A 12,485-nucleotide genomic window follows, 5' to 3' on the forward strand; every position below is an offset into this window, starting at 1 on the left:
GGCCTGGTCCCCTGCCCCCGACCCTCGCCCGGCCCTCTCCGGACCCTCGTTCGGACCCTCCCACGGGCAAGGGTCGTGCCCGGCCCGACACGGGTTGACGCGGGTAGTTTCCTGCCGCTTCCACGTATTACGTTGAGGTAATGCCGTCCATCGCACTTGTGACCCTTGTCGTCCGTGACTACGACGAGGCCATCGCCTTCTACACCGACTCCCTCGGCTTCGACCTGGTCGAGGACACCGACCGGGGCGGCGGCAACCGCTGGGTCGTCGTCCGCCCGCGCGGTGCGGCCGGGGTCGGCGGCCTCGGGAACGCGGGCCTGCTCCTGGCCCGCGCCAAGAACGACGCCGAGGAGGCCTCCGTCGGCAACCAGACGGGCGGCCGGGTCGGCTTCTTCCTCCACACCGAGGACTTCGCCCGCGACCACGCGCGGATGACGGAGGCGGGCGTCAAGTTCCTGGAGGAGCCGCGGCACGAGCCCTACGGGTCGGTCGCCGTCTTCGAGGACCTGTACGGCAACCGCTGGGACCTCCTCCAGCCGGCGGACGCGGCCGAGTAGGCCTGGGGTCGGTCGGGGGGACCGGCCGTGCCGGCCTGGCCCCCGAGGCCGTGCAGGCGGTCCGGAGATCGGACGAAGCCCCTGCGCCGACTTGCCCACCAGGAAAGCCAAAGGTTACTTTCCTGGTAGGAAAGTAGTCGGAGGCGGGGAGGGCGATGGCCGTGAGCATGCCGGTGGATGCCGAACAGGCATGGAAGGATCTCCAGCGCATCCGAGTGCCGCAGGAGCGGGTGTACGACGAGTTCGAGCGCTCCGCGTCCGGCGGGCGCGGCATGACCTACGGCACGGCCGCGCTCATGTGGGTGTTCCTTGCCGGCGTCGGCATGGACCTGCCCCAGTGGGGCGTCGGACTGCTCATGGCCGCCTACGTCGGCCTGTTGAGCGTGCTGGTCGTGAGGAACAGCCGCAGGAGCCGGATGCGGCTGCACCACACTCGCTGCCCCGGGCGCATGTGGGCCGCGTTCGGTGCGGCGGCGGTGCTGGTCGGCGGGACGGTCGTGCTGTCGGACCACCTGACCGAGTCACTGGAGCCGATCCTCGCCGGCCTCGTCCAGGCCACGGCCGCGGTGGCGGTGTACCTGCTCTCCCTCGGTCCCGCCAACCGCTGGGCGGCCGAATCGGTGCGGAGCGGCGGCGGTCCGGCGGCCGACGAGGAGACGGGCCGATGAGCACCCCCGCCGGCTTCGACGAGCTGATCCACCCCGCCACCCGGCTGTCGGTGGTCGCGCTGCTCGCCGCCACCGAGTGGGCGGACTTCGCGTTCGTCCGCGACAGCCTCTCGCTCAGCGACTCCGCGCTCTCCAAGCAGCTGCACACCTTGGAGGGGGCCGGATACCTGGAGCTCCAGAAGGAGGGCGGCGGCCGCAACCGCCGTACGAAGGTGCGGCTGACGGAGCGCGGCCGTACCGCCTTCGAGGGTCATGTGGCGGCACTCCGGGCCATCGTCGACAGCGCCGCACCCGCGAGCGGGACGGCACAGCGGCAGCCCCACGCGGAGGCGGGCCGATGACGACGCTCGGGCGCACCGACGTCCAGCCCGTGATCCGGGTACGCGATCTGACCATGGCGTACGGCGATGTCGACGTCCTGCGCGGCATCGATCTGGACATCCACCGCGGCGAGGTCTTCGCGCTGCTCGGGCCCAACGGCGCGGGGAAGACCACCACCGTCGAGATCCTGGAGGGCTTCCGGCAGCGCTCCGGCGGGGAGGTGAGCGTCCTCGGTACGGATCCCGAGCGGGGCGGCGACGCGTGGCGAGCCCGGATCGGCCTGGTCCTGCAGTCCTGGCGCGACCACCGCCGCTGGCGGGTCGCCGAGCTGCTGACCCACTTCGCGGCCTACTACCCCGACCCGCGCGACCCGGCCGAACTGCTGACCCTGGTCGGCCTCACCGACCAGGGCGGCCGGCAGGTGGACCGGCTGTCCGGCGGCCAGCGCCGGCGCCTCGACGTCGCGCTCGGCATCGTCGGCCGGCCCGAACTCCTCTTCCTTGACGAGCCGACCACCGGCTTCGACCCTCAGGCGCGGCACGAGTTCCACGTCCTGGTCGAACAGCTGGCCCGCGACGAGGGCGTCACCGTCCTGCTCACCACCCACGACCTGGCGGAGGCCGAGCGGCTCGCCGACGGGATCGCCATGCTGGTCGGCGGCCGGATCCGGGCCTGTGGCACACCGGCGGAACTGGCCCGGCGAGCCGCCGCCCAGGCCGAGGTCCGCTGGACGGCCGACGACGGGACGCCCCGCCGCGAACGCACGGAGGAGCCCTCACGGCTGGTCTGGGAACTCCACCGGCACGCGGACGGCCCGATCGCCGACCTGGAGGTCCGCCGCCCGACGCTGGAGGACACCTACCTGCACATGGTGCACGGGGAGGCCGACGGCACGGACGGAGCCGCCGGCACTTACCGGGACGCGGACGAGAAGGCACCGGCCGCATGAGGGGGGCACACATGACGAACAGGACGAACAGCTGGCGTGCCGGGCTCCAGCGCGGCGGAATCGAGCTGCGGCACCTCCTGCGCAACGGCAAGGAGATGTCCGGCCACCTGACCAACGTGGTCGTCGCGTTGCTCGTCGCCGCATACGTCGGCGACGACGTGCCCGGGACCCGAACCCCGATGACTCATCTGGTGCTGGCGGGCTTCGCCGCCTACCTGCTGTTCCAGGTCGGGCTTATCAACCTCCCGCAGATCCTCGTGACCGAGCGGGAGGAGGGCACCCTGCTGCGGCTGCGCGCCACGCCCGGCGGGATACCGGCCTACCTCGTCGCCAAGTGCCTGCTGGTGGTCGTCCTGGCGGTCGGCACCCTGGCGCTGCTCCTGGGCGCCGGGGCGCTGCTCGCGGACGGTCCGTTGCCGCACGGGCCGGGCGACTGGCTGACGCTCCTGTGGGTCACCGCACTCGGGCTGCTCGCCGTCGTACCGCTCGGCGCGGCCATAGGCGCCGTACTGCCCAACCCCCGCGAGGCCCTGGCGTTGATCATGCTGCCGACGATGGGACTGCTGCTCACCTCGGGGACGGTGTTCCCGATCACCGCGCTGCCCGTGCCGGTCCAGCAGGTGGCCGCGGTCTTTCCGCTCAAGTGGATGGCGCAGGGCCTGCGTTCGGCGCTGCTCCCGGACTCGGCACGGACCGCCGAGGCGGCCGGCTCCTGGGAACTGCCCATGGTCGCCCTGGTCCTCACGGCCTGGACGGTCCTCGGGTTCCTCCTCGCGGTACCGCTCCTGCGCCGCGCCGCCCGCCGCGAGTCCGGCTCGCGGCTGACCGCCCGCCACCGCAAGGCGGCACAGAGCGGCGCGCCGGTCGCGTAGGAGGCCTCGCGATGGCCTAGCCCAGCAGGGCGATCAGCTGTCCGACCGCGTCCACGACGGGCTGGCCCACGGTGCCGGCGGCGGCGGCGAGCTGCGCCACCGACGCCAGGACGAGGCCGCGCTGCCGCAGGGCGGCGCGGTCGGGGGTGAGTTCGGGCAGTGCCTCGTCGACGGTCTGCGCCTGTTCCGGGGTGAGATGAGGCCGCAGGCCCTGGAGGAGGCGGGTGAGCTCGTCGACGGCGGCGCGGAGCCGGTCGTCCGGGGCGCCGCCGACGGTGCCGTAGTTGATGCCGACGTTGCCGTGGCCGTCGTTCATGTTGACCACGGGCCCGTAGTTGTTCGTCGTGTCGCCGCTCACAGGTTGATCCCCCTGTTGTTCCGGCCGCCGTTCATGTTGACGACCGGGCCGTAGTTGTTCGTGTTGCTGTTGAACTGCTGCACGACCGTGCTGAACTCGGCTGCCGGGTTGTCGATCGCGCGGGCGATCAGTCCGGCGATGTCCCGCAGTTCGTCCACGCTCGGCAGGGTCACGGCCACGGTGGAGCCGCTGGACATCTCGATGTCCAGCACCGGCTTCGGCTTCTCGAACAGCTCCCTGAGGAGGTAGACGCCCAGCACGATCAGGACGACGATGACGACCGGGTTGCTCTCCCCGGCACTGACCCTGCCGCTGCTCCCCGCGTTGACCACGGCGTAGACCATCACGGCCACGGCGAACCACTTGAGGAAGCGCAGGACGGCCGCGCCCCGGTCGGGTTGCCTCTTGTACGCCTCGACGCGGGTGATGTTGTGCAGCGGGAAGGCCGCCGCACCCACCCACAGCATCCGGCGGCTGACCCGGAGGCGCAGGACGCGTCCACGACGGAGATCCAGCGGTGGCGGCTCCGGCGGACCGGACGGCGGACCCGGCGGACGGGAGGGCGGACCCGAAGGCGGACCCGGCGGACCCGAAGGCGGACCCGGCGGACCCGAAGGCGGACCCGGCGGACCCGACGGCGGCGCGGGCGGCGGTCCCCCGGTGCTTCCTGTGACGGCCATACGTCCCCCGTGTTCTCGTCACTCCCACCCGCACCGTGCGGGAGCACCATTAAGCGCCCGGGGCGGGGCGCGAGGCAGACGAGATACGGCCAATTCGCCTTGTCTGGCCGGTAGTTGGCTACCGAGTGCGGGGCGAAGCGCATCGACCGCGGCACACGGGAGCCGGAAAAACCGCTGTCGCGCCGCCTCTCCCCCTCCCTACACTCACGTCTCGCGGCGCATCGACCGATGCGCCTTCAGACGTCCGACCGAGGGGAGACGACCGTGCGTTGCCGTAACGCCGCCGCCGTGTCGTCCGCCCGTGCCCGGTACGACGTGATCCTCGCCTCTCCCTCCGGCCGGTGGCGGCTGCGCGCCCGCCATCGCCGACCCGTGACGCTCCCCCCGTCCCCCTGACGGCCCGCGTACGGGAATCGCGCTGCCCTGTCTTCATCCAGCAGCAGCGAAAGGCACGACACCGTGCGTACCCACCTCGTCGACCGCGTCCGCAACCTCGGCATCCTCGCCCACGTCGACGCCGGCAAGACCACCGTCACCGAGCGGTTCCTGTACCTCACCGGCGCCACCCACAAGCGCGGCGAGGTCCACGACGGCACCACCGTCACCGACTTCGACCCCCAGGAGCGCGACCGCGGCATCACGATCTTCGCCGCGGCCGTCAGCTGCGACTGGGCCGGACACCGGATCAACCTCATCGACACCCCGGGGCACGTCGACTTCTCCGACGAGGTCGAGCGCTCACTGCGCGTCCTCGACGGCGCCGTCGCCGTCTTCGACGCCGTCGCGGGCGTCGAACCGCAGAGCGAGACGGTGTGGCGGCAGGCGGACCGGCACGGCGTCCCGCGCATCGCGTTCGTCAACAAGCTGGACCGCGCCGGCGCGGAACTCGACAGCGCCGTGGAGTCGATCCGTACCCGGCTCGGCACCGTCCCGCTGCCCGTCCAGCTCCCCATCGGGCGCGAGGACGGCTTCACCGGCGTCGTGGACCTGGTCGGCATGCGGGCGTACGTGTGGGCCGACGGCGCCGACACGTACACCGACCGGCCGGTCCCCGACGAGCTCCAGGACGAGGCCCGGCACCGCAGGCGACGCCTTGAGGAGACCGTGGCGGAGCTCCATCCGGGCGCCCTTGAGGAGTTCTGCGCCGAGGGCGCGCTCTCGGCGCGGACCCTCACGGGCGCGCTCCGCGACCTCACCCTCACCGGCGAGGCCGTGGTCGTGCTCTGCGGTTCGGCGTACCGCAACCGGGGTGTCGAGCCGCTGCTCGACGCCGTCGTCGCGTACCTCCCGGCGCCGTCGGACATGCCTCCGGTACGCGGGGAGGCGCCGGCGGACCCGGAGGCGCCGTTCACCGCGCTCGCGTTCAAGGTGAGCGCGACGGCCACCGGCCGGATGACCTATGTCCGCGTCTACGCGGGCACGATCGGAAAGGGGGACACCGTGCTCGACGCCGTCAGCGGCCGCACCGAGCGGATCGCCCGCATCCTGCGGGTCCAGGCCGATCGCGCGACCGAGGTCGACGTGGCGCGCGCCGGGGACATCGTCGCCGTCGTGGGCCCGAAGGGCGCCCGCGCCGGGGCGACGCTGTGCGCCCGGGACGCTCCGATCGTCCTCGAACCGCCGACGACCGCCGACCCGGTGGTCTCGGTCGCGGTCGAGGCCCGCCGGAGCACGGACACCGGCCGCCTGGCGACGGCCCTCGCCCGGCTCTCCGAGGAGGACCCGTCGCTCGTCGTGCGGTCCGACCCGGAGACGGGCCAGACCGTCCTGTCGGGTCTGGGCGAACTGCACCTGGAGGTCGCGGTGGAGAAGCTGCGGCGCGACCGGGGCCTTGAGGTCACGGTCGGCCGCCCGCAGGTCGCGTACCGGGAGACGGTGGCGAAGGGCGTCACCGGGCTGCTCCACCGTCACGTCAAACAGGACGGCGGCGCGGGCCAGTTCGCCCATGTCGTCATCGACGTCCAACCGCTCGCGGACACCGGGGAGGCGGAGTTCGCGTTCGCGTCGACCGTCACGGGCGGCCGGGTCCCGCAGGAGTACGTCCGCGCGGTCGAGGCCGGCTGCCGGGACGCGCTCGTCGAGGGTCCCCTCGGCGGCCACCCGGTGACGGGTGTCCGGGTCACGCTCACGGACGGCGCCACGCATCCGAAGGACTCCTCGGAGATGGCGTTCCGCACGGCGGGCAGGTTCGCGCTGCGCGAGGCGCTCCGCGCGAGCGTGATGACCCTCCTGGAGCCGGTGGCCGACGTGACGGTCACCGTCCCCGCGGAGTCCGTCGGTTCGGTCCTCGGCGACCTCGCGGCGCGCCGCGGCCGCGTGACGGACCAGACCACCCGCTCCGGTACGGCGGTGGTGGAGGCGACGGTGCCGCTGGCCGAGCTCTTCGGCTACGCGTCCCGCCTGCGCGGCCGCACGCAGGGCCGTGGCACCTTCACGACCCGCCCGGCCGGTTACGCCCCCGCGCCCCGGGGTCAGGGCGACTGAGTGAAGGGTGTCCGGTCCGTGGTGACCCCACGGACCGGACACCCGCTCACACGCCGCTCTTCGTCGCCCCGGCCTCGGGAACCGCAGCGTGGTCGCCCTCCGCGCGCCCCTGCCGCCTCAGGTGGACCGTCGACCACACCAGCATCAGGAGGAAGAGCACCGCACCGGCGCCGAACACGACGGTGCCCACGGCCGGCGCACCGCCGCCGACATCGTCCTGCGAGGCGACCACCTGCGGATCGCCCTCCCGGTACCGGACGGTCAGACGTTCACCGGCCACGTTCTTCCCGTGACTGCTCCCCACCGGAAGGTCGGCCACCACGGTCCGCCCCTCGGCCTCGAACCTGACCTTGCATCCCCCCAGGAAGCATCCCGAGCCGGCCGCGACCAGCGTCGCGTCGGCCTGTCGGCTGTCCTGGAGGGAGCGCAGGTGCTGGGCAGCCGGATGCATCACGAGGCCCGACAGACCCGCCAGCAGCAGTGTGAGCACCAGCGCGAACACGACCGCCGCCCGCGGTCCCAGGACTCCCTTGCCCGCCTTCGTCCCGGCGTCCAAGTCGCCCACCCCCTTTGGTTGTTCCGTCCCGATCAAGGTACGTCAGGAGCCGAGGTCGAGTTCGGCCCGTACGGTCTTCCCGACCGGTACACGGTCGAGCACCGACCACCGGGAGGCGAGCGCGTCGACGAGGAGCAGACCGCGGCCGCCCTCGTCGAGGGGCCCCGGGGTCGTGGCGGCGGGACGGCGCTCGCCCCGGGTGTCGGTGACGTCGATGCGCAGCAGCAGTCCGGGCGTACAGGTGAGCACCAGCTCGAAGTCTCGCCCGGGGACGCGGCCGTGGGTGACGGCGTTGGCGGCCAGTTCGGCGACGAGGAGCGCGGCGGCGTCGGAGGCCTCGGAGCCGTACGGGATGTTCCAGCGGTCGAACTGATGGAGGGCGAGCCGCCGGGCGAGGCGGGCGCCGCGCGGGGTCGAGCTGAAGCGCTGGGTGAACACACGTACGGTGACGGTGGCTCCGCGGGTCATGGGGGAGGTCATGGGGCCAATGTGACGCCGGACGGGGCGGGTTGCCAGGTCAGAAACCCGTACGCTCCGACAGCGTACGGGTTCACGCTCTGGACGGTACCGGTAACTACCCGTGAGCATGGGTGCGTTCAACGCGAGCGCATGGGTGCGGGAGGTGGCCGGGGTGACGGATGAGGTTCCGGGCGAAGAGGCGGACGCGGGTCCGAGTGGAGGCGAACCGGAGACGTCGGACAGCCTGAAGGCCTTCGGGGAGGTGGTCAAGGCCTTCCGCAAGCGGGCGGGTCTCACGCAGGAGCGCTTCGCGCCGATGGTGGGGTACTCGGTGCCGACGGTCGCCTCGATCGAGCAGGGCCGGCGTCTACCGCCGGTCGCCTTCGTGGACCGGGCGGAGGAGGTGCTCGACGCGTTCGGGGCGATCAGGGGCGCGGCGAAGCATGTGGCGCGGAAGCCGGGGCTTGCGAAGTGGTTCCGGCAGTGGGCCAAGCTGGAGCTGCAGGCGGCGACGCTCTACACCTACGAGAACCGGCTGGTGCCTGGGCTGCTGCAGACGCCGGCGTATGCGAAGACGCTGTTCGAGAAGCAGATCCCGGCATTGGGGGACGAGGAGATCGAGTCGAAGCTCGTCGCCCGTGTGGAGCGGAAGACGCTGCTCACCGACCGCCCTCACACGATCTACAGCTTCATCGTGGAGGAGCACGTACTGCGCCGTCAGGTGGGTGGCCCCGAAATCATGCACGAGCAGATCGCACACATCCTCGACATCAGCGCGCGACGCAACATCGACCTCCAGATCATGCCGCAGACAAGGGGGCATCACGCGGGTCTCGACGGTCCGGTGCAGCTCTTGGAGACTGCGGAAAACAAGTGGTACGCCTACTGCGAGGGCCAGCGCGCCGCACACCTCATCCCCGATCCCAAAGAGGTCAGCATCCTCCAGAAGCGGTATGCCAGGATGCGGGCACAGGCTCTGTCCTTCGAGGAGTCCGTGAGTCTGTTGCGGGAGATGCGAGGAGCACCATGAGCACCACAGACCTGGTCTGGTTCAAGAGCAGCTACAGCAGTGGCGGTGATGGCGACTGCGTCGAGGTGGCCACCTGCCCCTCCACCGTCCACGTCCGCGACTCCAAGAACCCGGACGGCCCCCAGTTCGCCGTCGCGCCCGCCGCCTGGGCGGGGTTCCTCGCCCAGCTGGTCTGAACCACGTCTGACAGGATGCGTGTACCTGCCCCCCACCGCACGCGGACGGGCCGGTACACGCACGACGCGAGGAGCGACACCCATGACCACGCCCCCCGGCGGGTACCTCTCCGGCCTCTTCTCCCTCGACGGGCGCACGGCCCTCGTCACGGGAGGCAGCTCCGGCATCGGCCGTGCCATCGCCGGGGCCCTGGCCCGTGCCGGGGCGCGTGTGGTCGTGGTGGCGCGCAAGGAGGCCGAACTCGTCGCGACCGTCGACGAGCTGACCGCCGACGGCTGCCGGGCGGCCTGGGTGAGCGCCGACCTGGGCACGCGCGCGGGGATCAAGGCCGGGGCCGAGGAGGCGGCGACGGTGTTCGGCGAGCCCGACATCCTCGTCAACTCCGCCGGCATCAATCTCCGTCCCCCGCTGAACGACCTCTCCGACGAGGTCTGGGACACCACCATGACGGTGAACCTTGAGGCCCCCTTCCTCCTCGGCCGGCGTTTCGGTCCCGGCATGGCCGAGCGCGGCTTCGGCCGGATCATCCACATCACCTCCCAGCAGGCGCACCGCGCGTTCGTGCAGAGCGGCGCGTACGGGGTGTCCAAGGGCGCCCTGGAGTCCCTGGCCCGTTCGCAGGCCGAGGCCTGGTCCCCGTACGGCGTGACCGCCAACACCCTGGTCCCGGGCTTCGTGATGACCCCGCTCAACGAGCGGCTCTCCTCCGACCCGGAGAAGGTGGCCGCGCTGGCGGCGCGCACGATGGTCGGCCGCAACGGTGTCGCCGAGGACTTCGCGGGCGCGGCCGTGTTCCTGGCGAGCACCTCCTCCGCGTACGTCACGGGCCAGTCCCTCTTCGTGGACGGCGGCTTCTCCATCCACTGAGCGGTGTGCGCGGCGCGCCCTGCCGGTACGCGTCAGCGATCGGCGTCGGCCATGGTTCCGGACCAGTCGGCGAGGGCCTGGGCGCAGGCGTCCAGGGCCTTCGCCGTGGGGCCGAAGGAGGCGGACAGACCGGCCGACAGGATCAGGGCGGGGCCTTCGGCCGGACTTCCCACCGTCACGACGCACTCCACCGTGGCCGGCGGCCCCTCCGTACCGGCGGGGACGGGAAGCGTCAGGACCAGCTCGCAGCCGCCCGCGCGTACGCCGGCCGCGTCGAGGCGGCCGTTCATCGCCTCCGTCAGTGGTTCCGCGTTGCTCTCCAACGACCCCCGGCCCAGCGGGAATTCCTCGTCGACCGCCACGACGCCGATTCCCCGCAGGGTCGTCGCCCGCAGGTGCAGCCCCCGGGCGCTGAACACGCCCGTGCTGTGCAGGACGAAGACGGCGACGAGCGCGGCCCGTACGGCCGCGTCGAGATCGGCGGGGCTGCCGGGCAGCGGGAAGCGCCACCGGGGAGCGCGGAGCCGTACCGGCGCGATGCCGGCGGCGAGCGCCGAGAGACCGTCGTGGACGGTTTCACCGAGGAGCCAGGGCCCGCCGGGGCCCAGCATGAGGAGCCGGCCGTGGTCGTCGACCGCGAGCGGCGCGTCCGTGTCCGTACGGCCGAAGGGGAAGAGCCGTGCGCCGAGGGAGTCGGCGAGCCTGTTCAGAGCAGGGACGTCGAGGCGGGCTTCGCGGGGGTCGACGACGCTGCCGATGGCCGCGACCTCCGCCCCGCCGTCGGCGGCGGGATGGACGTGCAGGCCGTGGAACTCGCGCACGGCCCGTTCGGCGGCCGGGAACAGTTCCGCGCCGACCGTCACCGTGATGAGGACCGCCAGCATGGCGGCGTCCCCGGCGTCACGGCCGGGCCGCCACCCCGCCTCCGTCAGGACGTCCGTCATGCCTGATCACGGAGGATCGCGATGCCCAGCCGGTCGAGGAGCGCCGAGCAGGAACGGCAGACGTCGGCCTCGGTGCCGTGCTCGGGGTCGCCGTGCGGGCGGATCTTGCGGGCGACGAGCGCGGCTCCCGCGAAGTGCGCCGCGGCCTCCTCCAGCGTGACCGTCCGGCCGTCGTCCCGCTGCCGGTCGAGGCCGAAGAGCTCGTCGGAGACGAGGGCGGACTCGGCGCAGTAGCCGATGAAGGGCTCGCGCAGGGCGGGCGGGAGCGCGTCGAAGAACTCCTGGACGGCGGGGTGGAGGTGCGGCTCGCCGTCACCGGTGAGGTTGGTGTGGCTGGTGATCGTGCCGTGGATGAGCAGCGAGGCCGCCGTGCCGGGAATCAGGTCAGACATAGAAATCCTCCGCGTCCTTCATGGGGCTGTGGAAGAGGGAGATCATGGCCTCGTACTTGTCTGCGCCCATGTAGTAGTTGCCGGTGTGGTGCATGAAGAAGAACCGGCCTTGCTCGTCCACGACCATCACCTCGCCCTCCGAGGAGTCCCACCCCACCGGGAAGAGCCTCACGCCCAGGCGGCGGCTCAGCTCCGCGATGTCCTCGGAAGTGCCGTCCCAGACGATGACCGGCGTGAAGTGCAGGTAGTCCTCACGTCGCGCGTCGAGGGTCAGCCGAAGCCCCGCGTGCTCGGCGAGGAAGTCCGTGGCGGCTGCGAACGGCTCCATCGGAAACCCGTCGTTCCGGCTCTCCTCGGTGATCTCCGCCACGATCGCAGGGACCCGGTCCGCGACGTCACGGCCCGGGTACCAGCCGTACTCGGCGAACCAGGCGTCGACGTCCGCGGGGGCATTGAGGTGGGGCACAGGGGGCTCCTAACCGGTGTGGGCGGTGATACCGGCCATGTCCAGGGCGATCTCGCACGAACGACACGGCGGCTTGTACTCGTTGTGCTGGAAGTTACCCCGCCTGTCCGGGCCGATCTGAACGGTGTACATCTGCGCGCCGTCCATCGCCCGGCGTACGTGGTCGAGCGTGCTGATGGACGTGCCGGACGGGTCGAGTTGGCGCAGCCGGTCCGAGAGGAGCAGGGCCTCCGCACACTGCCCGTGGCCTCCGCCCACGTTCCGGCCTTCGCCTTCGATCCTGGCCCGAACCTGATCGTAGATGTCCTGCGCGGCCGGATGCAGGTCGGGCTTGTCCTGGCCCTCCCATTTGGTCCCGCTGGAGTGGCTGGTGACGACACCGTCGTGGAGCAGCCCGCCGGAGCACGCGCCGTTGTTGAGGAGGTGCTCACCGGTGGGGAAACGCGTCCGGACCATGTCGATCTGATGCTTGGGGTCGTCCGGGTTGTTCGGGTCGGCTTTCCTCGCGCGGTCGGCGAGGTCGCGGGCCTCCTGGACGAGCGCCTCACGCTGTTGCTCCGGGGTGAGGTGGCTGACGTCGAGCGGGTCCGTCCGGTGATGCTTCATGTTGCCGGCGGAGCTGCCGTGCCAGGGCGGGGCCGGAGTCATGCGGTTGCCGCCGGGGTCGTTGCCGGAGCCGCCGTTCCCACCGCCACCGCCACCACC

General features: G+C 72.0%; 18 protein-coding genes. 10 read left to right on the forward strand and 8 right to left on the reverse strand.

The window, feature by feature from the left end:
* The first annotated feature begins 140 nt into the window (after positions 1-140).
* The 5 genes from AOK00_RS21730 (at position 141) to AOK00_RS21750 (ending at position 3,367) form a co-directional block, all read left to right on the forward strand.
* Positions 141-557, forward strand: a complete 417-nt coding sequence (locus AOK00_RS21730; RefSeq protein ID WP_055601965.1) for a VOC family protein — start codon at positions 141-143, stop codon at positions 555-557.
* Positions 558-724: 167 nt separating this feature from the next.
* The gene (locus tag AOK00_RS21735; protein ID WP_367870052.1) at positions 725-1,225 is read left to right on the forward strand and encodes a hypothetical protein; all 501 of its coding nucleotides are present in this window, start codon (positions 725-727) and stop codon (positions 1,223-1,225) included.
* The gene (locus AOK00_RS21740) at positions 1,222-1,566 is read left to right on the forward strand and encodes a transcriptional regulator (protein WP_055601966.1); all 345 of its coding nucleotides are present in this window, start codon (positions 1,222-1,224) and stop codon (positions 1,564-1,566) included. Before AOK00_RS21735 ends, AOK00_RS21740 begins: the two co-directional genes overlap by 4 nt.
* The gene (locus AOK00_RS21745; protein WP_055601967.1) at positions 1,563-2,495 is read left to right on the forward strand and encodes an ABC transporter ATP-binding protein; all 933 of its coding nucleotides are present in this window, start codon (positions 1,563-1,565) and stop codon (positions 2,493-2,495) included. The genes AOK00_RS21740 and AOK00_RS21745 overlap by 4 nt, the downstream gene beginning before the upstream one ends.
* An 11-nt stretch (positions 2,496-2,506) precedes the next feature.
* Entirely contained in the window at positions 2,507-3,367 is an 861-nt protein-coding gene (locus AOK00_RS21750; protein ID WP_055601968.1) for an ABC transporter permease, read from the forward strand.
* Between the two features lie 16 nt (positions 3,368-3,383).
* Here AOK00_RS21750 and AOK00_RS21755 read toward each other — a convergent pair whose 3' ends face one another.
* Together AOK00_RS21755 and AOK00_RS21760 are read right to left on the reverse strand one after the other, a co-directional pair.
* Entirely contained in the window at positions 3,384-3,725 is a 342-nt protein-coding gene (locus AOK00_RS21755; RefSeq protein WP_107097444.1) for a hypothetical protein, read from the reverse strand.
* The gene (locus AOK00_RS21760) at positions 3,722-4,240 is read right to left on the reverse strand and encodes a DUF6232 family protein (RefSeq protein WP_367870053.1); all 519 of its coding nucleotides are present in this window, start codon (positions 4,238-4,240) and stop codon (positions 3,722-3,724) included. Before AOK00_RS21760 ends, AOK00_RS21755 begins: the two co-directional genes overlap by 4 nt.
* Before the next feature lie 2 nt (positions 4,241-4,242).
* On the opposite strand from AOK00_RS21760, the gene AOK00_RS39465 reads away from it, so the two are divergent.
* Together AOK00_RS39465 and fusA are read left to right on the forward strand one after the other, a co-directional pair.
* Positions 4,243-4,398 (forward strand): hypothetical protein, encoded by a 156-nt coding sequence (locus tag AOK00_RS39465; RefSeq protein ID WP_173861608.1) that lies wholly within the window; start codon positions 4,243-4,245, stop codon positions 4,396-4,398.
* Between the two features lie 466 nt (positions 4,399-4,864).
* A complete protein-coding gene (fusA, locus tag AOK00_RS21765) occupies positions 4,865-6,889 on the forward strand; it encodes an elongation factor G (RefSeq protein WP_055601970.1) in 2,025 nt (674 codons plus the stop codon).
* 46 nt (positions 6,890-6,935) lie between these two features.
* On the opposite strand, the gene AOK00_RS21770 is transcribed toward fusA, so the two are convergent.
* Together AOK00_RS21770 and AOK00_RS21775 are read right to left on the reverse strand one after the other, a co-directional pair.
* On the reverse strand, positions 6,936-7,445 hold the full coding sequence (locus AOK00_RS21770; RefSeq protein WP_055601983.1) for a hypothetical protein: 510 nt from the start codon (positions 7,443-7,445) through the stop codon (positions 6,936-6,938).
* A gap of 42 nt (positions 7,446-7,487) precedes the next feature.
* Positions 7,488-7,925 (reverse strand): ATP-binding protein, encoded by a 438-nt coding sequence (locus AOK00_RS21775; RefSeq protein WP_055601971.1) that lies wholly within the window; start codon positions 7,923-7,925, stop codon positions 7,488-7,490.
* A gap of 106 nt (positions 7,926-8,031) precedes the next feature.
* Here AOK00_RS21775 and AOK00_RS21780 point away from each other — a divergent pair, with 106 nt between their 5' ends.
* The 3 genes from AOK00_RS21780 to AOK00_RS21790 all read left to right on the forward strand — a co-directional run bounded on the left by AOK00_RS21780 (position 8,032) and on the right by AOK00_RS21790 (position 9,978).
* Positions 8,032-8,934 carry a helix-turn-helix domain-containing protein gene (locus tag AOK00_RS21780; protein WP_079042119.1) on the forward strand — a complete coding sequence of 301 codons (903 nt, stop codon included), beginning with the start codon at positions 8,032-8,034 and terminating at the stop codon, positions 8,932-8,934.
* Complete coding sequence (locus tag AOK00_RS21785; RefSeq protein WP_055601973.1) at positions 8,931-9,110, forward strand: DUF397 domain-containing protein; 180 nt, start codon at positions 8,931-8,933, stop codon at positions 9,108-9,110. Before AOK00_RS21780 ends, AOK00_RS21785 begins: the two co-directional genes overlap by 4 nt.
* An 82-nt stretch (positions 9,111-9,192) precedes the next feature.
* Entirely contained in the window at positions 9,193-9,978 is a 786-nt protein-coding gene (locus AOK00_RS21790) for an SDR family NAD(P)-dependent oxidoreductase (RefSeq protein ID WP_055601974.1), read from the forward strand.
* A 32-nt stretch (positions 9,979-10,010) separates the two neighbouring features.
* Here AOK00_RS21790 and AOK00_RS21795 read toward each other — a convergent pair whose 3' ends face one another.
* The 4 genes from AOK00_RS21795 to AOK00_RS21810 form a co-directional block, all read right to left on the reverse strand.
* Positions 10,011-10,922, reverse strand: coding sequence for an SUKH-3 domain-containing protein (locus AOK00_RS21795; RefSeq protein WP_055601975.1), 912 nt, complete (start codon positions 10,920-10,922; stop codon positions 10,011-10,013).
* Positions 10,919-11,314, reverse strand: coding sequence for a YwqJ-related putative deaminase (locus tag AOK00_RS21800; protein ID WP_055601976.1), 396 nt, complete (start codon positions 11,312-11,314; stop codon positions 10,919-10,921). Before AOK00_RS21800 ends, AOK00_RS21795 begins: the two co-directional genes overlap by 4 nt.
* The gene (locus AOK00_RS21805; RefSeq protein WP_055601977.1) at positions 11,307-11,780 is read right to left on the reverse strand and encodes an SUKH-3 domain-containing protein; all 474 of its coding nucleotides are present in this window, start codon (positions 11,778-11,780) and stop codon (positions 11,307-11,309) included. Before AOK00_RS21805 ends, AOK00_RS21800 begins: the two co-directional genes overlap by 8 nt.
* A gap of 9 nt (positions 11,781-11,789) precedes the next feature.
* Positions 11,790-12,485, reverse strand: a 696-nt coding sequence (locus AOK00_RS21810; RefSeq protein ID WP_254047448.1) for a YwqJ-related putative deaminase, incomplete at its 5' end; no start/stop codon positions are given.

This window comes from Streptomyces aureus (assembly GCF_001418135.1).
Lineage (GTDB): Bacteria > Actinomycetota > Actinomycetes > Streptomycetales > Streptomycetaceae > Streptomyces > Streptomyces aureus_A.